Annotated in this window: 21 protein-coding genes, 1 tRNA gene and 1 pseudogene; 10 read left to right on the top strand and 13 right to left on the bottom strand. The window is 66.9% G+C overall.

Going from position 1 to position 26,645, the window contains the following annotated elements:
* Window positions 1–10: 10 nt before the first annotated feature.
* On the bottom strand, window positions 11–1,873 hold the full coding sequence (locus NTY77_18675) for a GspE/PulE family protein (GenBank protein ID MCX5797519.1): 1,863 nt from the start codon (window positions 1,871–1,873) through the stop codon (window positions 11–13).
* Between the two features lie 44 nt (window positions 1,874–1,917).
* Entirely contained in the window at window positions 1,918–2,961 is a 1,044-nt protein-coding gene (locus tag NTY77_18670) for a DUF1646 family protein (protein MCX5797518.1), read from the bottom strand.
* A gap of 68 nt (window positions 2,962–3,029) precedes the next feature.
* Here NTY77_18670 and NTY77_18665 point away from each other — a divergent pair, with 68 nt between their 5' ends.
* Window positions 3,030–3,743, top strand: a complete 714-nt coding sequence (locus NTY77_18665) for a peptidylprolyl isomerase (GenBank protein ID MCX5797517.1) — start codon at window positions 3,030–3,032, stop codon at window positions 3,741–3,743.
* A 16-nt stretch (window positions 3,744–3,759) separates the two neighbouring features.
* Here NTY77_18665 and NTY77_18660 read toward each other — a convergent pair whose 3' ends face one another.
* Both NTY77_18660 and NTY77_18655 read right to left on the bottom strand, forming a co-directional pair.
* The gene (locus NTY77_18660) at window positions 3,760–4,383 is read right to left on the bottom strand and encodes a protein-L-isoaspartate(D-aspartate) O-methyltransferase (protein ID MCX5797516.1); all 624 of its coding nucleotides are present in this window, start codon (window positions 4,381–4,383) and stop codon (window positions 3,760–3,762) included.
* 137 nt (window positions 4,384–4,520) lie between these two features.
* Window positions 4,521–5,873 carry an alpha-amylase family glycosyl hydrolase gene (locus NTY77_18655; protein ID MCX5797515.1) on the bottom strand — a complete coding sequence of 451 codons (1,353 nt, stop codon included), beginning with the start codon at window positions 5,871–5,873 and terminating at the stop codon, window positions 4,521–4,523.
* A 165-nt stretch (window positions 5,874–6,038) separates the two neighbouring features.
* Between NTY77_18655 and NTY77_18650 the strand changes: the two genes are divergently transcribed.
* Together NTY77_18650 and NTY77_18645 are read left to right on the top strand one after the other, a co-directional pair.
* Window positions 6,039–7,235 (top strand): aminotransferase class V-fold PLP-dependent enzyme, encoded by a 1,197-nt coding sequence (locus NTY77_18650; protein MCX5797514.1) that lies wholly within the window; start codon window positions 6,039–6,041, stop codon window positions 7,233–7,235.
* A 59-nt stretch (window positions 7,236–7,294) separates the two neighbouring features.
* A complete protein-coding gene (locus tag NTY77_18645) occupies window positions 7,295–8,170 on the top strand; it encodes a transposase (protein ID MCX5797513.1) in 876 nt (291 codons plus the stop codon).
* Between the two features lie 78 nt (window positions 8,171–8,248).
* On the opposite strand, the gene NTY77_18640 is transcribed toward NTY77_18645, so the two are convergent.
* Window positions 8,249–9,538: a clostripain-related cysteine peptidase gene (locus NTY77_18640; protein MCX5797512.1), complete on the bottom strand. Its 1,290-nt coding sequence runs from the start codon at window positions 9,536–9,538 to the stop codon at window positions 8,249–8,251.
* 383 nt (window positions 9,539–9,921) lie between these two features.
* Entirely contained in the window at window positions 9,922–12,288 is a 2,367-nt protein-coding gene (locus NTY77_18635) for an SIS domain-containing protein (protein MCX5797511.1), read from the bottom strand.
* A 102-nt stretch (window positions 12,289–12,390) separates the two neighbouring features.
* Between NTY77_18635 and NTY77_18630 the strand changes: the two genes are divergently transcribed.
* Window positions 12,391–13,683 carry an MFS transporter gene (locus tag NTY77_18630; protein ID MCX5797510.1) on the top strand — a complete coding sequence of 431 codons (1,293 nt, stop codon included), beginning with the start codon at window positions 12,391–12,393 and terminating at the stop codon, window positions 13,681–13,683.
* A gap of 44 nt (window positions 13,684–13,727) precedes the next feature.
* Window positions 13,728–14,498 carry a hemolysin III family protein gene (locus NTY77_18625; protein ID MCX5797509.1) on the top strand — a complete coding sequence of 257 codons (771 nt, stop codon included), beginning with the start codon at window positions 13,728–13,730 and terminating at the stop codon, window positions 14,496–14,498.
* Window positions 14,499–14,517: 19 nt separating this feature from the next.
* Here the strand turns inward: NTY77_18625 and galT are convergent, their stop codons facing one another.
* Both galT and NTY77_18615 read right to left on the bottom strand, forming a co-directional pair.
* Window positions 14,518–15,507: a galactose-1-phosphate uridylyltransferase gene (gene galT, locus NTY77_18620; GenBank protein ID MCX5797508.1), complete on the bottom strand. Its 990-nt coding sequence runs from the start codon at window positions 15,505–15,507 to the stop codon at window positions 14,518–14,520.
* 66 nt (window positions 15,508–15,573) lie between these two features.
* Window positions 15,574–16,167 carry a hypothetical protein gene (locus tag NTY77_18615; protein ID MCX5797507.1) on the bottom strand — a complete coding sequence of 198 codons (594 nt, stop codon included), beginning with the start codon at window positions 16,165–16,167 and terminating at the stop codon, window positions 15,574–15,576.
* 203 nt (window positions 16,168–16,370) lie between these two features.
* On the opposite strand from NTY77_18615, the gene NTY77_18610 reads away from it, so the two are divergent.
* Window positions 16,371–17,819 (top strand): hypothetical protein, encoded by a 1,449-nt coding sequence (locus tag NTY77_18610; protein MCX5797506.1) that lies wholly within the window; start codon window positions 16,371–16,373, stop codon window positions 17,817–17,819.
* A 419-nt stretch (window positions 17,820–18,238) separates the two neighbouring features.
* Here NTY77_18610 and NTY77_18605 read toward each other — a convergent pair whose 3' ends face one another.
* From NTY77_18605 to NTY77_18590, 4 genes and pseudogenes are all read right to left on the bottom strand, one after another.
* Entirely contained in the window at window positions 18,239–18,802 is a 564-nt protein-coding gene (locus tag NTY77_18605; GenBank protein MCX5797505.1) for a hypothetical protein, read from the bottom strand.
* A gap of 376 nt (window positions 18,803–19,178) precedes the next feature.
* Window positions 19,179–19,253: transfer RNA gene (locus NTY77_18600), tRNA-Val, on the bottom strand.
* Window positions 19,254–19,640: 387 nt separating this feature from the next.
* A pseudogene (locus NTY77_18595) lies at window positions 19,641–19,757 on the bottom strand (prepilin-type N-terminal cleavage/methylation domain-containing protein).
* 23 nt (window positions 19,758–19,780) lie between these two features.
* A complete protein-coding gene (locus NTY77_18590) occupies window positions 19,781–20,227 on the bottom strand; it encodes a secondary thiamine-phosphate synthase enzyme YjbQ (protein MCX5797504.1) in 447 nt (148 codons plus the stop codon).
* Between the two features lie 398 nt (window positions 20,228–20,625).
* Here NTY77_18590 and NTY77_18585 point away from each other — a divergent pair, with 398 nt between their 5' ends.
* Window positions 20,626–20,913, top strand: coding sequence for a hypothetical protein (locus NTY77_18585; protein ID MCX5797503.1), 288 nt, complete (start codon window positions 20,626–20,628; stop codon window positions 20,911–20,913).
* Between the two features lie 102 nt (window positions 20,914–21,015).
* A complete protein-coding gene (locus NTY77_18580) occupies window positions 21,016–22,287 on the top strand; it encodes a hypothetical protein (GenBank protein MCX5797502.1) in 1,272 nt (423 codons plus the stop codon).
* 24 nt (window positions 22,288–22,311) lie between these two features.
* Here the strand turns inward: NTY77_18580 and NTY77_18575 are convergent, their stop codons facing one another.
* Window positions 22,312–22,965, bottom strand: a complete 654-nt coding sequence (locus tag NTY77_18575) for a hypothetical protein (protein ID MCX5797501.1) — start codon at window positions 22,963–22,965, stop codon at window positions 22,312–22,314.
* Between the two features lie 104 nt (window positions 22,966–23,069).
* On the opposite strand from NTY77_18575, the gene NTY77_18570 reads away from it, so the two are divergent.
* Together NTY77_18570 and NTY77_18565 are read left to right on the top strand one after the other, a co-directional pair.
* Window positions 23,070–24,329: an OmpA family protein gene (locus NTY77_18570; protein MCX5797500.1), complete on the top strand. Its 1,260-nt coding sequence runs from the start codon at window positions 23,070–23,072 to the stop codon at window positions 24,327–24,329.
* Between the two features lie 9 nt (window positions 24,330–24,338).
* On the top strand, window positions 24,339–26,522 hold the full coding sequence (locus NTY77_18565) for a hypothetical protein (protein ID MCX5797499.1): 2,184 nt from the start codon (window positions 24,339–24,341) through the stop codon (window positions 26,520–26,522).
* The last annotated feature ends 123 nt before the right edge of the window (window positions 26,523–26,645 follow it).

Raw genomic sequence — 26,645 nt, 5'->3', positions numbered from 1 at the left:
ACGGCCGGCCTCAGTCGTTGGAGCCCGCGACGCGGATGACCTCGGCCAAAGAGGTCGCCCCGGACTGCACCTTGCGCAGCCCGTCGGCCAGCAGAGGCTCCATCCCGCCGCGCGTGGCCGCCTGGCGCAGCTCGTCCGCGGAAGCCTTGCGCAGGATGAGCGGGCGCAGCTCGGCTGTGGCGGGGACGGCCTCGAAGATGAGCACCCGGCCGTTGTAGCCGGAGGACCTGCAAACGGGGCAGCCCCGGCCCCGGTACAGCGTCGGGAAGGAGCTGGCCGAGACTTGAAGCCCGGCGCTCGCCGCCAGCGCCTCGATCTGCGTGCTCTCGTCGTCGCCGGGCTTGTAGGCCTCGCGGCAGCCGTCGCAGATGCGCCGGGCCAGGCGCTGGGAGAGGGCCGCGGTGAGCGAGGAGGCGAGCAGGAAGGGCTCGATGCCCATGTCCAGCAGGCGGGCCACGGCGCCCACGGCGCTGGGGGTATGCAAGGTGGTCAGCAGCATGTGGCCGGTCAGCGCGGCCCGGCAGGCGATCTCGGCCGTCTCGTTGTCGCGCACCTCTCCCACCATGATGACGTTGGGGTCCTGCCGGAGGATGGCGCGCAGGCCGTCGGCGAAGCCGAAGCCCAGCTTGGGCTGGATGGTGCCCTGGATGAGCCCGGGCAGGCTGATCTCGATGGGGTCTTCCAAGGTGACGATGTTGCGCGAGGCGTCGTTGAGGAGCTGCAGGAGGGTGTAAAGGGTCGTGGATTTGCCGGAGCCGGTCGGGCCGGTGGCGATGATCATGCCCTGGGGCCGGTGGACGAGCTGGCGCACCAAGGCGGCGTGCGCGGGGAGCAGGCCCAGCTCCTCGAGCCCCGGGAGCTTGGTCTGGCGCGGCATGATGCGCAGCACGGCCTTGTCGCCATAGGAAGTGGGGAAGGTGGCCAGGCGCAGGTCCGCCTCCTGGCCATCCACCGTCGCCACCATGCGGCCGTCTTCGGGCTTGGCGGAGTTGACGCCCTTCTCCGGGTCGAGGCCGCAGAGCACCCGGATGTGGGAGACCAAGGAGAGCTTGAGCGAGTTCGGGACCTCGAGGTGCGTCTCCAGCAGTCCGTCCACGCGCAAGCGCACGCGCAGCCGGTCGATCATGGGCTCGAGGTGGATGTCCGAGGCCCGCAGGAGCAGGGCTTCGCGCATCACCGACTGGGTGAGTTCGCTGACCACAGCCTCCTGCGACAAGACCTTGGGAGCCTCCCCGCCGCCGAAGAAGCTTCGGGTCGGCTTCTTCTGGTCCTGGGCCACGAGCTCATTGAACTGCTGCTGCAGACGCGGGACCCTCGGGACCTCGACCTGGGCCGCTGCGGGCGCGGGCTGGGCCGCTGCGGGCGCGGGCTGGGCCGTCGCGGGCGCGGGCTGCGCCGGGGTCGCGAGGCTTTCTTGGGGCGGGGGCGACGGCTGGGCTGCTGCCCGAAGCCGAATGGCCGGCCCCGCGGCGGCGGCCTCGCCGACCTCTTGCGCCTCGGGCTCGGCATGCCCGGGCAGGTTGACCGCGATCCGGGGGCCATCGGACGCCGGGGCTTGGAGCTTGGGCTGCAGCCTCTCGCTGAGGAACCTCTCCACGCCGTCACGGCGCTGGCGCTCCACTTTCGCCCAAGTAAAGAACAGCCCTTGCTCCTTGAACTTGAGCACCGCGGCGTCCTGGCGCAGGAAGCCTATCCTTTCCTTTATCTCGCCCTGGCCGACCCGGACCATGCCCGGCACATTGCCGCCGTGCCAGAGCACGTAGACCCCTTCGACGCCTTTCAAATGGGGGCCGTTCGTCTCCAGGGCGAAAAGGTCGCACCAGGAGCCGTCTTTTGCTGTGCCCCAATCGAGGCGGAGGCGTTCACTGACCATCAACATGGGATATTATAGGTCTTTTTGGGAACGGCAAGGCGCGATCAGATGAGCAGCAGCAGGACGAAATAGCCCGCCATCAGAGCCAAGCCGATGGGGACGGCGACGGCGGCCCATTCCCGGCTGCGGATGCCGAGCTTGGCCGCGCAGACGATGTTGGGGATGTTCCCCGGGATGAGCATGCCGCCGGCCAGGACCATCCCCAGCAGAGCATACAGGAGCTGCTTCTCGCTCAGGGCAGGGACGATCTCGGCCGCCGCCAAAGTGGCGTTGTCCAGGACCGCGGAAGCCGAATTGAGCCAGTAGAGGCCCCCGGCCGGGATCCCGGCTACGGCGCGCTCCGCCAGGGGCGCCAAGCCCGCGCCCAATAGGACCAAAGACATGACGAAGATATACACCTTCCCCGCGCGCAGGACGACGCCCGAGCTTGCCTCCGCCATGTCGTCGTTCGGGGCCGGGGCCTCGGCCTGCGGCCCCAGCCGCAAGGCGCTCCAGCCGGAGAGCAGGAGGAGGCCGGGCAGCAGCCACGGGCCTAAGAGCCGCGCCAGGAAGAAGAAATCGGCGAAATGCGGCGGACCCTTGAGCTTGAGGGCGACCACCGCGGAGAAGGGACCCCCCCAGGGCGTCAGGGCCGAGCCCAGGCCGATGGCATAGCAGGCGAAGACCACGAGGCGCACCTTGTCCTCGCGGCGGAGCGGCAGCGCGCCGGCGACCTCGGCCAGGATGAGGGCGGCGATGATCGCTGTGACCAGGCTCGAACACAGGCCGAGGAGGAAGACGAAGCCGGCCGCGGCGGGCCGCAGGCCGACCAGCCAGACGATATCGCCCACGGTCCGGCGCAGCCGCGGCCTGACCCGGCGGAAGACCAGTCCCGCCAGCAGGACCGCGACGGTAATGCCTGCGGGGGCGGTCAGCGCGTCGCCGGCCAGGCGCAGGCTCCAGCGGCCTGAGATCGTGACCGCGACCAAGCCCATGAGGAGGAGGAAGGCTTCCAGTTCCTCTTCCGCCTTCCTGACCGAGAAGGGCAGGAGCAGGACGACCCCCATGATGGCGGCCAAGGCCCCGATGGTGAGATAGCCCAGGTTCATGGTCCCCGGTATTCTATGATTTTCGCTCCGTATTGACTGGGGCCGGGCAACTGTGGCAGGCTATGCACATGAAAAGAAACCTTCTCGCTCTCTGCTGTCTGCTGTTCGCCGCCGCCTGTGCGCGGGAGTCGGCCCAGCCGTCTCCGGCCGCGCCGGCCCAGCCTGCCGCGCCGGCGGCCGCGCCGGCCCAGCCTGCCGCGGCGGTCCCGGCCGCCCTTTTGGCTCCGGAGAAAGCGACCGAGCAGGCGCCCGCGGTCTTCAAGGCCAAGTTCGCGACCACCAAGGGGGACTTCACGATGGAAGTCCATCGCGCTTGGGCGCCCCATGGCGCGGACCGATTCTACAACCTGGTCAAGCTCGGCTATTTCGACAACGCGGCCTTCTTCCGAGCCATCGAGGGCTTCATGGTCCAGTTCGGCATCCACGGCTCGCCCCAGGTGAGCGCCAAGTGGCGCGACGCCAACATCCCGGATGACCCGGCCGCCGGCCAGTCCAACAAGCGCGGGGCCGCCGTGTTCGCCACGGCCGGGCCCAACACCCGCACCACGCAGCTCTTCATCAACTACGGCGACAATACCAACCTCGACAGCATGGGGTTCACGCCCTTCGGCCAGGTCACCGAGGGCATGAGCGTAGTGGACAGCCTCTACAAGGGGTACGGGGAAGGGGCGCCCCAGGGCGCGGGCCCGGACCAGGGCCGCGTCCAGATGGAAGGCAACGACTACCTCATGCGGGATTTCCCGAAGCTCGACTACATCAAGACCGCGCGGCTCGTCCAGTAGCCGTTCGGCTCCGGGCCTACCGGGAGGCTTTGCCCGTCATGGGTACGAAAAGCACGGGCATGAGCGTCTCTTCGCGCAGCCCGGCGGCGGTCTTGCGCAGGACCACGAGCTTTTGCGGCCCCAGCGATCCGCGTCCCAGGGGGATGACGAGCCGGCCGCCTTCCCTCAGCTGAGCCGCGAGGGGCTGCGGGATGCGCTCCGGCGCGCAGGTGACCGTGATGGCGTCGAAGGGGGCCTGCTCGGGCCACCCCGCATAGCCGTCGCCGGTCCTGGTGCGCACTCGGCTGTAGCCCAGGCGCGCCAGAGTCGCCTCGGCCTGGCGGGCCAAGGTCTCCACGATCTCGATGCTGTAGACCTCTCCGGCCAGTTCGGACAGAATGGCGGCCTGGTAGCCCGAGCCGGTGCCGATCTCCAGGACCTTGTCCCCGGGCTTGAGTCCCAGGGCCTGGGTCATGAAGCCCACCATGTAGGGCTGGGAGATGGTCTGACCGGCGCCGATGTCGAGGGGCGTGTCCGCGTAGGCCAGATGGCGCGCCCTCTCGGGCACGAATTCGTGGCGCGGCACCTTGCGCATGGCCGCCAGGACCCGCGGGTCGCGCACGCGCTGCCCGGCCGGGTAAGCGGCCACGAGGTCCACCATGTCCTCACGCATGCGGGCGTAGTCCTCCCGGGACGGCGGGCCGCGGCGGCAGGCCGCCAGGGCCAGAGCGGCGGCGACGGCCGCGGCGGGCCAGAGAGCGTTCATCCTCATCCCATTCTAGCACGGCTGCGGGGAGGCTACTTGGTCCAGGCCGCGTAGTTCTTGCCGAAGGCGGCCAGCGTCCAGCCCGGGCCCGGGCTCCAGTCCGCGGGGCCGATCTTCATGGCGAGCTTGCCGTCGATGACGGCCGCGTAGCGGCCCGAGTCCGCGGCCAGCACCGAGACCTGGCTCGCGGAGGTGATGCCCGCGGCCCGGCGCGCGCCGATGAGGGCCTTGATCTGGTCGTGCAGTCCCCAGTCGAAGAAGTGCGGCCAGTACACGCAGGGCACGCCCGGATGGGTGAGGATGTAGGCGTAGCCCTCCATGACGCGGTCTCCGGGGAATGGCCACATGCTCTGGCCGGACCCGCCCGTGGATGCGCCGGTGTCGTGGTTGTCGAGGAAGGTGACGGCCTTGGCCGGCCACCAGCCGATGAGCCCCGGCGGCTTGCCCTGGCCGTCGCGCAGGCGCCAGTACTCGCCCGCGGCCACCGCCTGCTGGAGCACCGCTTTGGTGGTGAAGTCGAAGGCCGAGACGCGGCCGCCCGTGGAATCGATGTAGTCGCAGAGCTTCTGGCGGTGTGCGTCGACGTTGTTGATGTCGAAATCGTCCCAGACCTCGGCCACCGCGAAGGCCGGAGAGGTGGCGTCGTTGTACATGGCCTGGTACCGGGCGCCGTAGCCGCGCACGAGGTCGTAGCGCCAGCCGTCGTAGCCGATATCGCTCTTGAGCCAGTTCATCCAGTCCTTGATGTCCTTCTGCACGAAGGCCTGGGTGTGGTCGATGTCGCGGGCGAAGGGCACGCCCTTGCCCGTGTCCGGATGGCCGCAGGCGCCGCTCCACTCGTCTCCGCTGACCACGGCCTCGCAGCCCCAAGCCGGTTCCGTGAAGCCCCCCCAGCCGTTGGTGCCCACGCGATGGTTGATGACGATGTCCGCCAGGACCTTCACCCCGCCTCCATGTAGAGCCCCGATGGCCTTCTGAAGCTCGGCCGTGGTGCCGTACTTCGAGTCCTGGACGTACCAGCGCCGGGGGATGTAGCCTTCGTTGCTCTCCGCGTCAGATGACGGGGGGAGCCAGATCATGTTGAAGCCGGAGGCCGCGATATCCGGGGCCTTGCTCGCGATGACTCCCCACCAGGGCGAACTCTGCCAGGACAGCCAGTGGAAGCCTTGCAGCATGACCGCGCCGCTGCCGCTGGAGCTGGCGGCGGCGGGTTTAGCCGCGGCCGACTTGGCTTCGGGGACCGAAGCCGACCGCTCGGTGGAGACGCCGAGGGTCGAGGCATGTTTCTGGAGCTGCGGCCAGACATGGGAATCGTCCGCGTCGAGATGCGGGCCTGCGGCCCAGACCGAAAGGGCCAAAGAGAGGAGGATGGCCGGAGCGGACATGCTAATAGGAATATAGGTCTTTCGGGGAGGTGCGGCCAGGGCCGAAGGTCCTAGGCCGATATGGGACCATGGTCCCGGCCCAATGAGTGTCGGTGGTCAACTTTCTTAACAATCTTAACTTTCTCCACCGCCAGCCAGGGATGAAAATCATAGAATGGGTCTGCTATGGACTCGCCAGCCCGATTCTGGGCTTTGGACCCGAAGATCGCATTCCTCAACCATGGATCTTTCGGAGCCTGTCCGCTTCCGGTACTCCAAGAGCAGACCAGGCTGCGCCGCCTCATGGAGGCCGACCCGGTGCGCTTTCTGGACAGGGAACTGGAGGGGCGGCTCGACGAAGCACGGGCCGAGTTGGCAAGGTTCGTGGGGGCCGAGGCGGACGACCTCGCCTTCGTTTCCAACGCCACGACCGGGGTCAACACCGTCCTGCGCTCCTTGCGCTTCGAGCCGGGAGACGAAATCCTGGCCACGGACATGGAGTACAACGCCTGCCGCAACGCCGCGGATTTTGTCGTGGGCAAGGCCCGGGTGGTCGCGGCCCGCATCCCCTTCCCGATCGCTTCGCCGGACGCCGTTGCCCAGGCCGTTCTCTCCTGCGTCACAGACAAGACGCGTTTGGCCCTCTTGAGCCACATCGCCAGTCCTACGGGGATCGTCCTGCCGATGGACTGTCTGGTGCGGGCGCTCCAGGGGCGGGGCATAGACGTACTCGTGGACGGCGCTCATGCTCCGGGGCAGGTCCCCCTGGACCTCAATCGGCTCGACGCGGCTTACTACACAGGCAACTGCCACAAGTGGCTCTGCGCGCCCAAGGGCTCGGCTTTCCTGCACGTGCGGCACGACCGTCAGGAGCGCATCCGGCCTTTGGTCATCAGCCATGGCGCCAATTCCCGGCGCACGGACCGTTCCCGGTTCCGGCTCGAATCCGATTGGACCGGCACCGATGACCCGACGCCGTTGCTCTGTGTCCCCGTCGCTATCCGGTCCATGGATTCGGCCCTGCCGGCTGGCTGGCCTGAGGTCATGAGGCGCAACCATGCCCTGGCCGTGGAGGCCCGCAGCATCCTGGCCGAAGCCTTGGGTGTGACGGAGCCCTGTCCGCAGGGCATGCTCGGCGCTATGGCCGCCTTGCCCCTTCCCCCGGCCCTGGCCGGGCCGCCGGCTCCTGCAAAGGGCCTCGATCCTCTCCAGGAGAAGCTCTTCTCGGAGCATGGCATCGAGGTGCCGGTCTTCGCCTGGCCGACCCCGGAGAAGAAGCTCCTGCGCGTCTCGTCTCAGCTCTACAACAGCCGCGAGCAGTACCAGGATTTGGCCGCCGCCCTGCGTGGAATTCTTAAGGGTGACGGTGGTCGACTTTCTTAACTTTTTTAACTTTTCCGCAGTCGCTGGGAACTTTTAGCCCCTGAACTCGTATTTATAGTATGGGGCGCCATCCTCGCATCAGTTTCCCTGGAGCCATCTTCCATATCATGGCCCGCGGCAATGCGCGACAGAACATTTTCCTTTGTGAGGAAGATTGGGAGTTCTTCTTGGACCTGCTGGAAGAGCAGAGGGCCAAGACCCCGTTCCGGCTTTATGCTTACTGCCTCATGACGAATCATCTCCATCTCCTCATGGAGCCGGTAGCCGCGACGATCTCCCTGATCATGAAAATCCTGCTGTCGCGCTATGCCAGGTACTTTAACGCGCGGCTCGGGCGCACGGGGCATGTATTCCAAGACCGGTTTCGGGCGCCCATTTGTCAAAAGGGGCCTTACTTCCAGGAACTTGCGCGGTATATCCACCTCAATCCAGTGCGCGCCGGGATAGTGGGGGACCCTGCCGCGTGGCCGTACTCTGGGCATCGGGAATATCTCGGGAAAGGGCGTCGGGCCCTGGTGGATCAGGGCCTGCTCCTGTCGATGTTCGATCAAGATGCTGCCGCGGCGAGGGATGCCTATGAGCGGTTCATCTTGGAGGGCATGCAGACGGTGTCGGGTGAGGGGATTGCCGCGCGGAGCCCGCTGGCGATTGCTGGCGGCTCAAATGAGCAGATAGCGACCGGCGAAAACCACGAGGCGGTGCCCCTGCGGAGAGATTTTGATGAGATTGTCGCTGGCGTCACCTCGTTGGGAGGGGCCTCGGTTGATGCGGTGCGCGGCCTATCGAGGGTGCGCAGTGTGTGCCGAGTGCGTAGGGAGTTCATGCGTGCGGCGTTGGGGGACGGCCACTCCATGACGGATATCGCGGACTATCTACGGCTGAGCGTGGCCGCGGTATCCAAGGCCTTGGCGCCTCTCAGGAAAGTTGAAAGTTGAAAAAGTTGACCACCGGCACCCAAAAGACGCGCCCCCGTCCTTGCGGACGGGGGCGGCGTTCTTCAGGCTGTCTTCGATCTAGCGGGCTGCTACGCTGTCCTTGAGGCCCTGCACCCACTGCGCGAACTGCGGCCAGGTGCCGGCCTTGGCCCAGGCGAGCTCGTTGTAGGCGCTGTTGAAGCTCCACGAGGGCAGGTAGACGGCCAGGCCCTTGGCGTTGGACATGCTGTCGCCGGTGGCTCCGTTGGCCACGATGACGGTGTCGGCCAGGAACTTCTCCAGTTCCGCGCCCTTGCTCTTGACCGCGGCGTCCTGCGACGCGCCGTCCACGAGCTGGGCGAAGTGGAGCAGGTCCTTGTTGTCGCTGACATAGAAGGACTGCGCCTGGGAGTGCGCGTTCTTGACCACGGCCGTCTCGTTGGCGGCCATGACCGCCTTGGTCCACCCGTCCAGCAGGGAGAGCAGCTTGGGCAAGGTGGCGGACTGTATGGCGGACTGGGTGCCCGCCTCTCCGATGCCCGCATAGTGCTCGGAGTAGGACTTGACCGCGGTCTTGGCGAGCTCCAGCGAGCTCATGCTGGGCTTGGCCACGAGAGGTCCCAGGAGCGTGTCGTAGGTGTAGCCGTCGCCCGGCTCGGTCTCTTCGGAGCCGACGATGTAGTCCGTGTAGTCCTTGATCTGGTAGCCGACTTCGGCCATCTGCATCAGGCAGGCGTCGGAGGCGTAGATGTCGGTCTTGCCCATGGCCGCCAGGGCGCTGCCTAGGTCCGGGGTGCTCATGTGGTTGCCGGACTCGTCGTCATAGGAGATGCCGTTGATGACGATGTCGCTGGCCTTGTGGAACTTGTCCCAGCCGCTGCCGTGGTTCCAGACCACGAGCATGTAGTGCTGGGCCGGAGCGGTCTTCTTGGCCCAGGCCACGAAGTCCACCAGGTGCTTCCAGTCGCCCATGTCGGCCTTGGCGATCTCCTGCAGCACGGGGCTCGACACATGGCTGGTGTTGTTGTCCTTTTGGATGATGTAGCGGCGCTGGCCTTTCCAGTCGCCGTCCGAAGAGTCGTAACCGGAGATGCGGCCCAACTCGACGGCGATCTTGACCTTGTCCGTGGAGCCGACCTTCTCCATCTCGTTGACGTCGCCGAGCCCGAACTTCTCCAGGTTGTTCTTGGCGTTGACGTAGACCATGATGGTCCAGTTGGCCATGCCGGCCTTCTCGGCCGCGGTCTCTTTGGCGACCTGGGCCTGCAGCGACTGGACGATGCCCTTGACGTCGATGCTTTGGTCGAAGTCGATCTTCTCAGCGGCGACGGCCCTGGCGCCCAGGAGCGACGCGCAGGCGACGAGTGAGACGAACCATTTCTTCAGCATTCATACCTCCGGTTTTTCGCCATCCGCACTCGGCGCTGCTGCGGCGGGGCGGCTCGGCTGGAGCGCGCGATGGCCTATGCTCATGTTAGGGCCGATTATACCATAAAGGTGGGGCCGAAAGACCTAGGCCCGAAATAGGTCTTTTGGCCCATATCCCAAAATGGCCGTTCCTCGTCGGAGAATGGGTTGAAATGGACTCCCCTGCCTGCCGCTCGGCGAGCAAAAAAAGACTTGACAAGCCTCCGGCCATGTCCCGCGCGCAACCTTTCCGCAATCCCAAAATGCTGGCAGGCCAGCGGGTGACGGCGACGGGCATACAACGGAACCGCGCCGACCGGAGTGTCGGCGCGGGGGTTCGGTCCCCTGCGGGGACCGAACCTCGTCTAGTCGACCGTGATGGACTTGCTGACGTTCTTGGGAGAGTCCGGGTGCACGCCGTGGTCCGCGAAGCCCAGGGCGTCGAGGTGGGCGAGCTTGCGCACGCTCATGCTCAGGGCCAGCAGCTGCAGGGCCAAGGAGCTGGTGAAGAAGGGCAGCAGGTCGTCGCCGGTCTTGGGCAAAGGGATGAAGACGGCGCGTCCGGCGCGCCCCCGGTGCGCCGTGCGGTTTCGGGATATGGCCTCGCTCAGGGCTCGGCTCGGCTCGGCCACCACGTAGAGGTCGGCGCCCCGGATCTTGTGCGTGTTGATCTGCGAGACCGTGAGGTTGACGTCCCTCTGCGCCGGTCCGGTCACGAAGATGAGCGGGTAGTTCGCGTAGAGGCCGCGGAAGAGCTCCGGCTTGGGCCGGGCCGTCTGGGCCAGCGCCCCGAGCACGGCCTCCAGGCCGAAGACGGTGTTGACCCCCAGGATGGTGTTGGGCCCGTGCTTGAACTCCGAGGCCTCGTAGCCCTCGGTGTGGTTGAGCACCACCTCGCGGATCTTGAGCGCCCCCTCCTTGGCCACGCCCTGCATCCCCGTGGCCAGGATGTGGATGCTGGGCGCCAGGAAGAGCTCGGCCGCGGCGCGTTCCACCGCCTCGCGGGTCCCGGCCAGAGTGTCCTCCAGGAGCTGCGGCACGCGCAGCAGGTCCTCCCGGCGCTGGCGCAAGCCCCGCGCCTCGGGCCCGGCCGCGGCCAGGGCCAAGGCGTAGAGCACGGCCAACTGATTCATGAAGCTCTTGGTGGCGGGAACGGCGATCTCGGGGCCGCAGCAGAGCGGGATGCAGAGGTCGGTCTTCTCCAGGGCCAGGGTGGAGTTGAGGTTGTTGACCAAGGTCACGACCTTGACGCCGCGGCGCGCGGCGCGCGCCAGGTCCAGGACGTCGATGAGATCCTTGGTCTCGCCGCTCTGGCTGATGCCGATGAGCAGGTCGGCTTCTCCCAGGGAGGCGCCGGCTTCGGCCCGGAAGTCGCCGGGCAGCAGGGCGTGGAGCTTGAGGCCCGCGATGCGGTTGAAGAACACGGCGGCCACCTTGGCCGCGTGGAAGGAGGTCCCGCAGGCGACCAGGTAGACCGCGCCGCCCTGCCGGCGCGTCCGGCGCAGCAGGCGCGTGAAGCCCCGCACGCGTCGGGCCACCTCGTCGGCCTCGTCCCGGAGGCAGAGCCCGTCGAGCAGGCGCAAAGCGGCCCAGGAGCCGCCCGGGGCCAGCCGGCCCAGCTCTTCCAGGAAGCTCCCCAAAGACGACTCGCAGGGCCCGTTGGGCAGGGCGGCCGCCGCCGCCAGGCGGCGCAGAGCGGTGAAGTCCGCGCCGCGCGCGGCGCGCGCGAAATCGCGGCGCAGCTCTTCGGCGTGGGTCAAGGCGGCGAGGGACTGCACCGAACGCACGGCGCGGCGCGCCAGGGCGGGCCGGCGCCGCGCGAAGCGGTCCGCGGCCGAGAGCAGGTCGGACCGGCGCAGGAAGAGGCCCAGGACCTTGCGCACCGCGGCGGGCTGGCTGAAGATCTCCTGCTGCATGAAGTAGCGGAAAGGCTCCTTGAGCTCGGTCTCCTCGACCTTGAGACGGCTGCGCGCCGGCTTCTTGCGGAGGCGCCGGCCGGTCTGGAGGTCGTAGAAATCGGCCCGCTCGTGGTCGTAGAGGGCGAATTCGCCCTCGGCCATGGGCAGGAGCATCTTGGTGCGCGAGAGGACCGAGGCCAGGTCCGAGGAGGCGATGGCGAAGGCCCCCTTGGCCTCGTCATGTCCGAGGCCCATGTAGAGGCTGCTGCCGGCCTTGATGGCCGCGAGCCGCTGGGTCACGGGGTCCACCACCACCGCGGCGTAGGAGCCGACCATCTTCTTCGCCGCGGCCAGGACCGCGGCTTTGAGCGCCGCGGCGCGGTCCGGGGTGCGCCGCAGCTCCGCGGCGAAATAGTGCTCGACGGTGTGCACGAGCATCTCGCCGTCGTTGTCGCTGAGCACGCGGTGGCCGTTCTTGATCAGCCAGTCCTTCAGGCGGTCGCAGTTCGTGATGTTGCCGTTGTGGGCGCCGTAGAGATGGGTCTTGCAGGAGACCTCGTGGGGCTGGGCGTTCTCGCGCGTGACCGAGCCGAAGGTGGCCCAGCGCACCTGGCCGCAGAAGACCCGGCCCGAGAGCCGGGGGATGCCCAATCGGCGGGTCACGGCCGTGGGTGAGCCCACGTCCTTGAGCAAAGTGACCTTGCCGGCCGCGGTCTGGATGGCCGCGCCCGTGGAGTCGTAGCCGCGGTATTCCAGCATGCGCAACAGGGCGCTGGCGATCTCGCCGAGGTCGCCGCGGTCGCGTTCACAGCGCAGGCCGATGACGCCGCACATGTTCTGACATTACTATAACAAAAGCGGGGCGGGCCTTGGCCGCTCGGTTGCTGCCGGGCGGATCTAAAGGTTAGAATCCGGATGAAAGCGGAGAGGGTGACCATGGAATCCACAGGCAAGCCCGGCCTGCTCAACGAGAGCGAGAGGCCCACTTCCCGCCACTACGTGATCCTGGGGATGTCCTGGGCGGGGTGGCTGTTCGATTTCTACGACCTGATGCTGTTCTCGTTCCTGCTGGTGCCCATAAAGAGAGACCTCGGGCTGCAGGACTGGGAGCTCTCGCTGCTCATGGGCTCCTCGCTGGCGGCGACCGCCATAGGGGGGGTCGTCTTCGGCTTCCTCGCCGACCGGCTCGGGCGCAAGCGGATCCTCTCCTGGACGATCGGCGTCTACTCGGTCGGGACCTGCCTTTGCGGGTTCTCGACCTCGGTCTGGTGGCTGCTCGCGTTCCGGGTCGTGACCGGTTTCGGCGTGGGCGGCGAGTGGGCGACCGGGCAGACCTTGATAGGGGAGACCTTCCCGGCCAGGATGCGGGCGAGGTTCGCGGCGGTGATGCAGACGGGGGCGCCGCTGGGGATCGCCCTGGCCTCCGTGGTGGGCGGGTTCGTGGAACCCGCCCTCGTGGGCGCCTTCGGTCTGGACTGGGGCTGGAGGGCATGCTTCTTCATATCGCTCCTGCCGGCGCTGCTCGTGGTCATCATCCGGCGGCATATGCCCGAATCGGACGTGTGGCAAGCCCAGCGCGAGACCGGCGGCGCGCGCCAGGGGTTCCTGGCCGCGCTCAGGGCCGACCCCGGTCTCAGCCGCCTCTTCCTCTTGGGGCTGGTCCTGGCCCTCACCGACATGTCGGCCTACTGGTTCACCTACACCTGGCTCCCGAAGTATCTTTACGACCAGTTGGGCTTCTCGATGGCGAAGTCCGGGCTTTGGATGCTGGTGACGCAGGCCGGAGGGTTCTTGGGCTATCTCTCCTTCGGCGTGGTGGCTGACTGGAGGGGGCGGCGGGTCGCCTACACGGCATTCTCGCTGGTCTGGGCTTTCGGCCTGCTGGCTGTGACGTGGTTCTGGGGGGCCATAGATGCCAGGGTCTGGCTGACCTTGGTGTTCATGTTCCTGGTGGGTTTCGGGACCGGGAACTTCTCCGGCTACGGCCCCATCTTCAGCGAGCTTTTCCCGACGGCGCTGCGGTCCACGGCCATGGGCGCGGCCTTCAACCTGGCGCGCGGCGCGCAGTTCTTCACGCCGCTTATGATCACCTGGGTGACCGCGCTGCATTGGGGCAGCGGCGGCCATGGCCTGGGCGCGGGCATCTCGATAGGCGCCCTGTTCGCGGTATTCACCGGGCTTTGGGTTTGGACCCTGCCTGAGACCAAGGGGACGAAGATCGGGGCCTGAGCCCTGCTCTTCCTTTTGGTATCATAGCTGCGCAGCCCTAGGATATGCAGGATAGAACCGTTCCCGTCATCCCCGCGGCCGCTCCCCCGCCGGCGCCTGCGCTCGACACCCAGCGCTCACTGAGCGAGGCGCGCCAAGCCCTGGCGCATTCCCTGCGCCTGCCGGCCGCGCCGCCGGTCCCGGAGGTCTGGAGCATGCGGCTCTCTTTGGCGGGCGCCGCGCTGTCGCTGGCGGCCTCGGCTTCGCTCCTGGCGCCCGCCCTGGCCGCGGGCAGCCGGCCGCACATCGCCAGCTTCAGCGCCTATGGGCTGGGGCTGGTGGCCATGTTCCTGGCCAGCGCCGCTTTCCACCACCGCGCCGGGCGCCCGCGGCGCCAGTTCAAGAACCTGGACTATTGCGCGATCGGCCTGACCATCGCGGGGACGTTCACCCCGTTCTGCGTCCTGACCCGGAGCGGAGCTCCGTGCTATGGGGCGCTGGCCCTGGTGTGGGCCCTGGCCGCCGGGGGGGCGGCTCTGCGGCTGGCCAGACCGGAGCTTCCCAAGCGGGTCTTCGTCGCCTTCTTCCTGGCCGGGGGCTGGGCCGCGGGGGCGGCGGCTTGGCCCGCTCTGCGGCTCATCACTCCGGCTTGCGCCGTCCTCCTGCTCCTGGGCGGCGCGGTCTATTCCGCGGGGACGGTCTTCTTCAACCGCTACGACGGCGAGGTGGAGCCTCCCGGCTTCGGCCAGCACGAGATCTGGCACCTGTGCATCCTGGCGGCGGCCGCCTGCCATTTCCTGGCCATACGCCTCAGCCTGGCTCCCGGCGGATTCTAGCGCCTGGAGCGAGCCGCGACTAAGCCGGCAACGAGTTCAGGAATCGGGCGCTGTCCTCGGGCAGGGTGGTGTTGATGTACATGCCCGAGCCGAGCTCGAAGCCGGCGGCCCGGGAGATGCGCACCACCAGGCTCAGGTACCAGTGGAAGGGCGCCGTCTCGCCGCGGTCCTGCGGGGCGGACTGGATCAAGAGGTTGTAGTCGGGGTTGTCCAGACCGACATGGATCTTCCTCAGGAGGACCCGCATCACCTCGGCCAGGTCGCCGAGCTCCGCGTCGGTGGCGTCGCCGAAGCTGGCCGTATGGCGCTTGGGCAGGACCCAGATGTGGAAAGGCGAGAGGGCCGCGAACAGCACGAAGGCGGTGAAGCGCTCGGTGTCGGCGAGGATGCGCGCGCCCTGGCGCTCCTCCTCCTTGCGCATGTCGCAGAACACGCAGACGCCGTTCTTTCGGTGGTATTCCTCCGCCTCTTCCATGCGGTGGCGGATATGGGCTGGGACCACCGATGAGCCGATGAGCTGGGCATGCGGATGCTCCAAGGAGGTGCCCGCGGACTCGCCGTGGTTCTTGAAGACCAGGCTCATGGCCACGGAGGGGTCCTTCAGCGACTCGCGGAAGCGCTCACGATAGACGAAAAAAACCTCGCGGACTTGCTCCGGCGCCAGGAGCGCCAAGTGCTTGGCGTGGGATGGCGATTCGATGATGACCTCGTGCCTGCCCAGGCCGGCCAGGCGGTGGTAGCGGCCGGCTTGCGGGTCGTCGAGCCGGGCGTCCGGGGTCAGGGCCGGGAACTTGTTCTTGACCGCCCGCACCCGCCAGGGCTCTCCCAAAGAATACACGCCTGCGCCGGTCCGGGCCTCGTTGCCGGGGCAGAAGGGGCAGGAGGCCAGGCGTTCCGGCAGGGGCGGACGCGCCGGGCCCTCCCGGTGGAAGTCCTCGGGGCGGCGGGCCCGTTCGGTCGCGATGACGACCCATTCCTTGGTGGCCAGGTTCTCTCTGAGCTCGGGCATGAGGCCATGCTAGGATATGCGGGACCCGTTCCTCAAGGACGCCTGCCCTGGAGGGGGTCCGCTAGACTACTCCTGGAGGAGCCCGACGTTCAGGTCGACATTGCAGACATACCTGCGGTCCCTCTGGTACTGCATGGATAGCAGGATCATCGTGGGAATCTCGGATCTGCTCTCGGCGACCAATTTCAACTGCCTGTCTTCAGTCGACTCTTTATTGATCGACCACCCGGCACCTAGCGACTGCCTGATGTCGCGTTCCAAGGTCTTGAATGCGCTCTCACACACCGGGACTATCTCGCAATCCGTGTTGGCGACCGTGCAATGCGGCTTGGGTTCTGCCGCACACGGTTCATTGTTCATTGACAAGGGGCAGGTCCATTCCCAGGCGCAAGAGTATTCACTCCTTTCGTCGAAGACTTTCACCGTACACTCCTGAGCGCCGCGCAAATGGAGTGTGCCCTGGTATTGCCCCTCCCCGGTCTTTCCATCGGGAAACAGTCTGATGAGTTGTCCTCGATAAGAAGCAAAGTTCTTCTTGGCCGCTGGCACGATGAGTTTAAGGAATGTTTTGGCGTCCACGATCTTTGCGGCGCTTTGCGGCTCAGCCTGCGCCGGATTGACTCCCATCATCAACGCCAGGATAAGCGTCTTGTTCAGCATGGTGCTTCCTCCAGCAAGAATCGCATATCAGATTGGAAGATACCACTGTTGCCTATTCGGGTTCAACTCCGAGTCGCAACGCGCCTCACTTTCACCGCACTCGCTTGCGCTCTCCCGGGAGCGGTCAAATCGGATGATGTTGGAACTCGGCTGAGGGCGAGAGGGGGACGGTCCACTTGGGGCCCATTGTTGTAGAATGCCCGATGATGCGGCGCGCCCTCATCGTCGTCGGAGCCTGCGGGCTGCTCGTTCTGGGCGCGTTCGCCGCTCGGGGCGCCCGCAGCTGGCTCAAGCGCCGGCCCGCCGCGATGGGCGGTTTCGAAGCTGTGGTCCTGGCCCAAGGGGCCGCCTGCGCCCGCGCCTGGCCGGGCTATGAGCCGTTCAAGCCGCCGCTGCTGCTGGCCTTCAGCCGCGGCTCGTCGCTGATCGGCGCCGGCCCGCGCCACCCCTGGTTCTTCCGCGGCTTCGGGGACGCGGTCCCGGTGGCGCGCAGCCTGCGCCGCTTCGAGCCCAGCTTCTCCTTCTTGGAGGACTTCGACTTGGACGGGATGACCGTGACCGTGGTGCGCGTCAAGGACGGTCAGACGCCGGCCGAGGCGGCCCGCTACTACCTCCACGAGCACTTCCATAAGCACCAGGGAGCCCGGTTCAAGCAGCGGGAAGCCGGGCCCTATCCGGTCGAAGACCCTCTGGACATGACGCTGGCCGCTCTCGAGAGCCTGCGCCTGGCCGACTGGGTCGAGAGCGGCGATGCCGAGGCCATGCGGGACTTCGCCGCTCTGCGCACGCGGCGCCGAGAGCTCTTCCCGGGGACCGCGGCCGAGTTGTCCGAGGAGTGGCTCGAAGGCGTGGCGAGCTACGTCGAGCGCGCCGGGGCCGAGGCCACGAGCTCCTCAGCCATTGTCCGGGCGGTGCTCATCCAGGCCCTGCGGGACCGGGGGAAGATCTTCGAGGTCCGCAAGTTCCGTCTCTACGCGGTCGGAGCGGCGCTGTGCCGCTGGCTCGAAGCCGAGAACGTCCGGGGCTGGCGCCAGGAGGTGGAGGGGGGCCGCGCCCCTTCGGAGCTCGTCTTGGCGCGGCTGGACCTGCCGCGCGCGCAAGCCTTCCGGCGCGTCGAGGCCATCATCGGTTCGGGGCTCTTCGCCGCGGGCCGCAAGGCCGCCCGGAGGGAGCTCGACGTCTTGGCTGCTCGGCGGGCCCAGGCCCAAGCCCGCTACGCGCGGCTTCCGGGGCGCCGCCTGGTCTTCGACTTGGACCAGGGCCCGGGCCCGGGCTTCAGCGGAGACTGGTTCGATTTCCCGAACGGAGATCAGCTTCTCATCGCGGCTTTGTGGAGCCTGGACAACCCGGTCCTGCGCTTCCGGCTCGTGGACGGCAAGGGGATCTGGTTCCGCCAGGCGACTCACGACCACGAGTTCGTCGTGCCGACCGAGGCGCGCATCACGCTCGACGGCCGACCCTATGCCGGGAGACGCGGGCGCACGGCATTCCGCTCTTTCACGATCGACGAGCGGCGCATCTCGCTGGCCGCCGGACCGGGCGTGCTCGACGATGACGGCACGCGCATGCGCCTGAGCTTCCCGGATTTCATCTGGAAAGCCGCTCCGGGCGGCGCGATGAGGGGATCCGCCAAGCAGGAAACCGCGCCTTGAGGCTTTGGAGTCCTTCTCCTCTTGACCGCAAAGAGACGAGCCCTCCGATCGGAGGGCTCTGTCTGAAATGGCCGGATGAGATGGTGGGCCATCCAGGATAATGTTGGAACTTGGCTGATGGCCCGGCGCCCTCTGGGAATCTAATCGTTCTGGCTAAGGCCTCAAGAGGGTCTAAAGCCCCATTCTCTTCCATGAACAGGCTTACCGACCCTCCCGGCCACGATGAGCCCGCTTAGGGCAGTTGCTGCCTGGAGGTGTTTGGGGCCTGCGGCATCGGCGTTTTTCCCGGCTCCGTGTACTATAGCGATTGCCGGCCCCCGAGGGGGCCGGCAATAGGAAGGGGCGAGGCTAGACAGAAGGGAGTGGCAGACAGGGCGGGCGGAAGAGGGGTTATTTCTCCCACGACTCGTCGAGAGCGCCTACTTCTGGTAGGCTGGCGGCAAGACCGCGAACTCCTCGTCTTTCAAGAAAGGATAAATCGAATTGTTCTCGTAGTCCTGGCCCTCGGGATGGTTCATCATGGCGAACTTCGTGCTCCGTGCCCAATGGATGATCTCCATGATCTGCGGGTCGGGTTGGTGGGTTCTGGCGTATGCGATGAGGTCGCGGACGAAGTCCAGCCGCCGCAGGAGGAACTCGGTCTGCTTCTCAGCATAGTTCTGCCAAGCCCAATTGGTGATCACGCCATAGGCGCTCTCGTTGCGCCCTCTGACCTGATATGGCTTCGAGGTGGCGATCGCCATCATCCGGCTCTTCTTAAGGACCACCTGCTCCATGCTGATCGGTTCATAGATCGACTGCGCGACCTGGGCCTGGCCAGCGGCGATGCTCTTCTTGAGCTGCGCCGATCCTTGGCGAGTCGTCTCCAGGGCTACGGCGAAATTCCCGGAGAGATCCGTTCCCGGAGCGTCTTGGGCTGGAGTGGCAAACACGAACGACAGCGGCAGTCCCAAGACGACGAGGGCCATTGCGACAGATTTCATTATGGGAACCTCCTGGTTTAATGTCCTGTACAAAGTGTACTAGGCGCGGCTTCCGGCCGCCTGAGGCCAGAGCCCTATCCCGCCTCTAGCAATGGGCCCAAACGCCTTAGGCCTCCGGTTGGGCGCCATGGGCCGATACCCCCGATCCGGATGGCGATGGAGAGGAAGTTGGAGAAGCTACCAATCCTCCCTGTTACGATGAGCCGGCGTAGGGCGGGTGCTTATGTCCGGTCAAGTAAGGAAACGGAATCGAATTAGCGGGTGCGCTTGATCGAATAGCGCGGAATCATCCAGCCGGGACGATTCAGGCATCGCATCAGAAAAAGCAAGCCGCCCTTGGGGGCGGCTCATCAGATGCTGACGAAGCAAGTCAGAGTGGTGGGCAGTATAGGATTTGAACCTATGACCCCTGTCGTGTGAGGACAGTGCTCTACCGCTGAGCTAACTGCCCGGCAAAATATATTCTACAACACTTTCCCGGCAATCCCCTAGAACTTCGGCGCGGGCTTTTTGGATCGGATCAGTATTCGGTCCAGACAGTGCCCTTCGTGTCCGTGTGGGTGCAGTTGACGACGACCTTCCCGTAGTTGCCGCTGGCGGGGATGTCGTCGTAGAGCCAGCCGCCGAAATCGCTGGCCACCGCGCTGACGCGGGTCACCTGCTCGTTGTTGTGGGCGGCATGGTAGTCGGCGGCGTGGGCGGATGGGATGGCCGAGAGGTACTTGCCGCCGACGGTCATGGCCCCGAGGAAGTCGGGAAACTGCCCTTCCATGTCTGCGTAGTAGATGCTCAGGGCGCTGCGCAGGGCCCCGAGGTTCCCCTTGCATGCCCCCTCGTTGGATTTGCGGATGAGCGAGGCGAACTTAGGGATCGCTATGGCGGCCAGGATGCCGATGATGGCGACCACGATCATCAGTTCGATGAGAGTGAATCCTGTTCGGGCGGAGGATCTCATGGGGTCATTATAGACTATCCGACTCATCGCGCTGAGGGCTTGCCGACGAATTGGACCACCACTTCCCGCTGCCTGGGCTTGTTGTCAAACTCGGCCACAACGACCTGTTGCCAGGTTCCCAGCAGCAGCCGGCCGTCTTCAAAGGGGACGGTCAAGGATTGGCCCTGCAAGGCGGCCCGCAGATGGCTGAAGCCGTTGGCATCGCCCCAGGTCTCGTCGTGGGCGTAGCTGCGGTCCGAGGGGGCCAGGCGCTCGTAGAGTGCTTTCATGTCCTTGATGAGGCCGGGCTCGAACTCGAAAGTGGTGATGCCCAAGGTCGAACCGACGCCGAAAACAGTCATGTTCCCGGCTTGGAGCTTGGTCCGGCCAAGCCGTCGTCCTAATTCGGCCGTGATATCCACCAAGTCTCCGGCGCCTTTGGTGGAGAAATGCAGCCGCTCGGTCAGTATCTGGACGCTCGGTGCTCCCATGGTCCTTGAAATGGAAACTACTAATAATGAATGAAGGGAGGCAAGGCCATCCGTGCGGCAGGGACGCAGGTCTTGACTATTCCGCGCATCCGGTTATACTCATTGAGTCGGGCGTTCTCGCCTGTCCTGAGTCCGGTGTCGTCGAAGTGGTCGGTAACGAGAAGTGGTTCCAACGGACCGTACGCCGAGGTCGTGGCTGGTGCCGCATCGGGCCGTGCGTAAGTGGCCGTTGCAGTCGCGGTGCGTTCCGGACTCAGGACGGGTTGCCCGGCAGACTCTGGGGCGCCAAGGCAGTCGATAGAACGACGCTTGCCTTGGCGCCTCACTTTTTATGGACGGCTCGAGCGGCGCATATCGATTTGCTAGATTGTCTGGAACGAGCCTGACAGGGGGGCGAGATGGAGAAGCCGCAAAGCTTCAAGGACGACAAAGAGCTTATCGATCATCTGCAGAAGGAATCAGCCTACAAAGGGGAGCTGCTGGAGGCCGAGAAAGAGACGCGCGAGGCGCGAGACCGGGTCTTGCAAGACTTCTGGGCCGAGTTGGACCGTCTGCTGGCCAATGGCAAGAAGATGGTGGAAGGCGAGTTCAAAGCCGCGTATCAACGGACGATCGTCCGCAGGATATCCGACCTGGAAAGAGGCTACCAGTCGAGGCTGCGGAACATCGAAGAAAAATATCCGTGAGGAAGTCCTGTCCGGCGGCTGTGCTCGCCCGGGCGCGGCATCTCCGCTCCCTTGCGGCCGTCTAGAAACGGGGGTATACTCCCAAGTAGGACGGTCGCTGAGATGCTCAACAAGGACTCGGGGGTCGGGCTGCTCCTGGCCGCCTTAATCAGACGCGCCGCATCGAATTGGAAGCCGGCGCTTTTGGTCGTCGGCGGAGTCGGCCTCGTCAGCGTCGTGGCTTGGTTCTTCGTCTTCCGCGAATTGTCGTCGCAGAGCTCGCGCGATGCGTCGCAGCGCCTCGCGGCGATCGCGGCCTTGCCGCCCCCGGCGGCGATCGCCGGCCCGAGCCGGCCCGCCAGTTCGCCGGCGGCAGAGACGGCGAGCCAGCCGGTCCGGACAGCCGCTGAGGCGGACCGGGCTCGCGCCCTCCCACCCGCCAAGGCCGAGGCGGCCCGCGCTGCCGGCTCAGGCTCAGCGCCGGCGCGCGGCGCTCCCGGCGCAAGCTCGGCGTCGGCGCGCGCCGCTTCCGGCGCGGCGCGGGAAGGCCTTCAGGTGACTCCATCCCCGCCCCTGGCGCGCTCCGAATCCCTTCCGCCCTTTGCGACGGACGCAAGAGCCTTCACAGGACGCCCGGTCAGCGTCCCGCTGGCGCCCTTCTCCCGGCAGAACAAAGCCTCCCTGGAGCAGCTTTCGGAACCGCGGGGTCTGAAAGATGATCCGCAGGTCAAGATGCCGGGCCGGGTGCTGGCCGGCCGCGGGGCGCATTCCGAATCCGCTCCCGCTGCGGGCCAGCCGCCGGCCTCGGCCGCCGGTGTCGCGAGCGGCCAGCCCGTCCTCAATGCGCCGGCCCAATCAGGCGTCCAGACTGTCCAGACCGGCCAGACCGTCCAGGGCGGCGGCGTTGCGGCCGCTGGGGCATCCGGTTCCGGCGCCTCGGCAGGAAGTCAGGACCTCCCGGACCTCGCTGGATTGCCCGGCGGCGCGGCCGCCCTGGCCGCGGCGGGCGGAGGGGGCGGAGGGGGGGCGGGGTTCGACGAGAGCGCCATAAAGGCCGCCAGGGCGGACGCCGAGAAGTGCTCCAAGGCCACCGCGTACTACACGCCCCTGGTTCAGCAAGCCAGCCATGAGATGCTGGCCCTCAACTCGCAGGCCATCTCCTGCGGACCGACCATCAAATGCAGTTTCGCCGCCAACTCCGTCTGCGCGGAAAGCGCGGAGGATGAGTCATGGTTGTGGTGGAAGAGGTACTACGCGGCCATGTGCGCCTGCGCCCGGGTCCACTGCCAGCTCAAGGCCAAGTGCGAAGAAGTCAACAGCCTGACTTGCGAGCAGCTGCATGCCTGCCCGCTGACCGCCACGAAGCCCTGCCAGGCGAGCCCCTGCGACTACTGAGAGCGCAGGGCAGGCACCGTCCCGCTATTTCTTCTTGCCGAAGAGCCCCTTGACCAGGCCTGTGGCCCCGCCTGCGGCTCTGAGCGCCGCTGCCGTGAACGCGCCGAACATCACCTTGGCGGCCTCCCCGACCGTGGCGCCGCCGGACTTGCGGCCGATGTCGCGCAACTCGATGTCCGACAGGGGAACGGTCAGGCTCTTGCTCCCGAGAGCGGTCAGGCTGAGGTTGACCTTGCCGTCAGTGACCTTGAAGAGCCCGATCTCCACCTTCAGCCCCGGGGCGAAGGACTCCACGTTCTTCTGGATGCGGGAGAGGTTGCTGCCCGAGAGGCTGCCCTCGAATGTGACCTCCGGGCTCTCCACCACGATCTCCTTGACCTTCACGTGGTCGCCGCGCAGGGACTTGAGGTCCACGGTCAGGCGCACCGAGTCCATGCGGAAGGCGCCGGGAGTCTTGAAGCCGGCGGGGTTGCCGATGAAGAGGCCCTTGATGCGGCCGCTGCCGGAGAAGGGGGAGAGGCTCACGGAAGCGAGGCGCACCTCGGTGCGCGTCGCCTTGGGGCCCCAAGTCTCCACCGCGGCCTTCACGATGGCGCCCAGCTTCAGGTACATGACCACGGCCGCGATGACCGCGACCGCGGCGCAGGTCCCGGCGCCGTAAAGGAGGATTTTTTTCATGACGCGCAGATTATAGCAGTCCTGCTCGCCCCGGGGAGAATAATGGACTTTAAGGCTCCAAATTTGGATAATGCACTTGTCGGACATATAGGAGAAAGACCATCATGAGACTGGCATCGACTTTGGCCCTGGCCCTGCTTTTCAGCGCGCCCCTGCGCGCCGAGGATCTGACCGGCCGTTTCGCCGTGGGCGGCGCCGTGGGCGCGGGCGTGCCCGTGGGATCGGCCTGGGTGAGCCAGCATGCGACCGTCGGGCCGCTTCTGGGCGGCTTCCTGCGCTACGGCCTCAACAAGAACCTGAGTCTCGGCCTCTCCTACGACAATGTGGGCTTCGGCAAGGACGGCATCAGGGTCCAGCCCGTCCTGCTCAACGGCTATTACAACCTCAAGCCGGACTCCCGCTGGAACCCCAACGTGCACCTCGGGCTGGGCGCCTCGGACGTGAAGCGCGACGAGGTCGGCCGGCATACCACCTTCACCGGCAAGCTCGGCGTGGGCGCCGATTACTTCGTCCACAAGAACGTCGCCGTCGGCGGCTTCCTGGACTACCTGCCGGTCTGGAGAAAGTCGGCGGAACGCCATGAGATACACGGGCTGCTGTTCGGACTGACCTTGGCTTACTGGTTCGACCCCTGCAGCCGCCACGAGGCGGCGCCCGCAGCCGCGGCCGCGCCCGCGCCCAAGCCCGCTCCGGCTCCCGCCATCGTTGGCCTCACCCTGGCGCCGGAGACGGCTACGCTCGCCGCCAGCGCCAGCCAGTCGTTCTCCGCTCCGGTCAGCGGCACGCCGAACCAGGCCGTGAAATGGTCGCTCGAGCCCAAGCTGGGGACGATCACGGACTCCGGCGTGTACACGGCGCCTGCGGTCATCACCAAGGATGAGACGGTCATCGTCAAGGCGACCAGCGTGGCCGACCCGTCCAAGTCGGCCTCGTCCCAGGTCAAGCTGCTGGCCCCGGTCCCGGCTCCGACTCCGGCTTCCGCCCCCATCGTCATGGCCGCGCCGGCCAAGGGTGAGAAGGTCTCCATCGACCTGCTCATCGAGTTCGACACGGCCAAGTCCGTGGTCAAGTCCGAGTACGACGAGAAGCTGCGCAAGGTGGCGGAGTTCCTCAAGGCCTACCCGCAGGTCAGCGCCGAGATCGAGGGACACACGGACAGCATGGGCGACCGGGGCTACAATATGAAGCTCTCGCAGCAGCGCGCCGACGCGGTGCGCCGAACGCTCATCGACCGCTTCGGAGCTCCCGCGGACCGGCTCGCGGCCAAAGGCTACGGCCCGACCAAGCCCATCGCGGACAACAAGACCCCGGAAGGCCGCACCAAGAACCGGCGCGTCATCGCCAGCTTCACCGGCGTCAAGTAGGCTGCGCAGATGGCTGCCCCGGTCAAGGGTCATACCTGGCGCTTCTTCCGCGCCGGGGGCATCGACCAGGTCGACCTGCGCTCGGGCGAGGACCTGGCCGCGCTGGCCGAGCTCGACCCCAAGCTCTGGGTGGCTCTGAGCTGCCCGACCAAGGGCCTGGAGTTCGACGCGCGGACCCTCCAGCTCATGGACACGGACGGCGACGGCCGCATCCGCGCGCCCGAGGTCCTGGAGGCCGTGCGCTGGACCCTCAAACTCCTGAAAGACCCGGCGGGACTGCTGGATGGGAGGGACTCCTTGCCCCTCGCCGCCATCGACGAACGCGACGAGTTCGGGTCCCGGATACTGGCGTCGGCCCGGCAGATACTCTCCAACCTCGGGAAGGCCGGCGCGCCGGAGATCTCTCCCGCGGACACGGCCGATACGACGCTCATCTTCAGCCAGACCAAGCTCAACGGAGACGGCATCGTCCCCACGGAGTCGGCCGCCGACGAGGGCACTCGCCGGCTTCTGGAAGATATCCTCAAGACCATGGGCGTCGAGACCGACCGCAGCGGCAAGCCGGGCGTGTCCCAGGCCAAGGCCGAGGCCTTCTTCGCGCAATGCCGCGCTTTCTCGGACTGGTGGCGGCGGGCCGAGGAACGCCGGGCGGGGGAGCCGCCCATCCTGCCCATGGGGGCCGATACGCCCGCCGCTTTCTCGGCCTGGCAGGCCGTGCGGGGCAAGGTGGACGACTACTTCGTGCGCTGCCGCCTGGCGGCTTTCGACCCGCGCGCCGCCGGACCTCTCAACCGCACGGAAGAGGCCTTCGCGGCCATGGCCGCGAAGGCCCTGACGGAGGGGACCGAGGATATCCGCGCGCTCCCGCTGGCCCGCGTGGAGGCCGAGCGCAAGCTCCCTCTGCGCGGCGGGGTCAACCCGGCCTGGCGCCGCGCTTTGGAGGATCTCCGCGCGCGGGTCGTGGCGCCCCTCATGGGAGAGGACCTGAGCGCTCTGCCGGAAGACGGCTGGGGCCGCATCCATAAGGCCTTCGTCCCGTACGAAAGTTGGCTGGCCGCCAAGCCCGCGGCCGCAGTCGAGGCTCTGGGGTTGGAGCGGGTGCGGGAGGTCCTTGCCGGGGGAGGCGAGAAGGCGGTGGTTGAGCTCATCGCCCGGGACCTGGCCCTCAAGCCCGAATTCGAGGCCATCGCGGCGGTGGACCGCTTGGTCCGCTACCACCGCGACCTGGGCCGCCTGCTCAAGAATTTCGTCTCCTTCGCCGAGTTCTACCGCAAGCGCGGCGAGGCCGTGTTCCAGGCCGGCAGGCTCTACATCGACGGCCGCTCCTGCGACCTCTGCATCAAAGTGGCGGACGCCGCCAAGCACGGGGCTTTGGCCTCGGCGAGCCGGACCTTCCTGCTCTATTGCGATTGCAGCCGCAAGGACTCCGCCGAGAGGATGACCGTGGCCGCGGCTTTGACCGGGGGCGACTCGGACCACATCTTCGTGGGCCGCAACGGCGTCTTCTACGACCGGCAGGGGCGCGACTGGGACGCCACCGTGGTCAAGGTCATCGAGCACCCGATCAGCGTCCGGCAGTCCATTTGGTCGCCGTACAAGCGGCTGGCGCGCTTCCTGGGCGAGCAGATCGAGAAGATCGCCTCGGCAAGGGACAAGGCCGTGACCGAGAAAATGGGGGCCGAGCTGGAGAGCCGGGTCAAGGCCGTGGACGAGGGCAAGGCTCCGGCCAAGGAGCCGCCCTTCGACGTGGCCAAGTTCGCCGGCATCTTCGCGGCCATCGGCCTGGCCGTGGGCGGCATAGCCGCGGGCGTGGGCAAGCTGGTGGAGGCGTTCGCGGCCCTGGTGTGGTGGCAGAAGCCCCTGGCCTTCGTCGCGGCGTTCGCGGCGGTCTCCGGGCCGTCCGCCTTCCTGGCCTGGCTCAAGCTGCGCCAGCGCAACCTGGGCCCCTTGCTCGACGCCAACGGCTGGGCCATCAACGGCCTGATGCGGATCAACATCCCCTTCGGCGCGGCCCTGACCTCCGTGGCCAAGCTCCCGGCGGACTCGGTGCGCTGCCTGGAGGACCCCTATGCCCCTGAGAAGGGGCACGCCGCCCTCTATGGCTGGCTGGTGCTCGGCGTCGGAGCCGCTCTGGGACTGGCGGTGTGGGCTCTGGGCGGACCCGCGGCAGCGCTCAGGCTGCTGGGTTTCTAGGACCCGACGGCCTCGTCCAGGCGTCCGCCGCTTTTTGAGCACGGCCGCTTTTAGCTGAAGGGCGGTGTCCTCCTTGTCTGTGCAGTCGCACCGCGCTCCAGCACTGCGGAAATTCGCTGCCCC

The organism is Elusimicrobiota bacterium, assembly GCA_026388095.1.
Lineage (GTDB): Bacteria > Elusimicrobiota > Elusimicrobia > UBA1565 > UBA9628 > UBA9628.
Note: the sequence above shows the minus strand (reverse complement) of the source record. Positions and strands in the feature narration are given on the sequence as shown.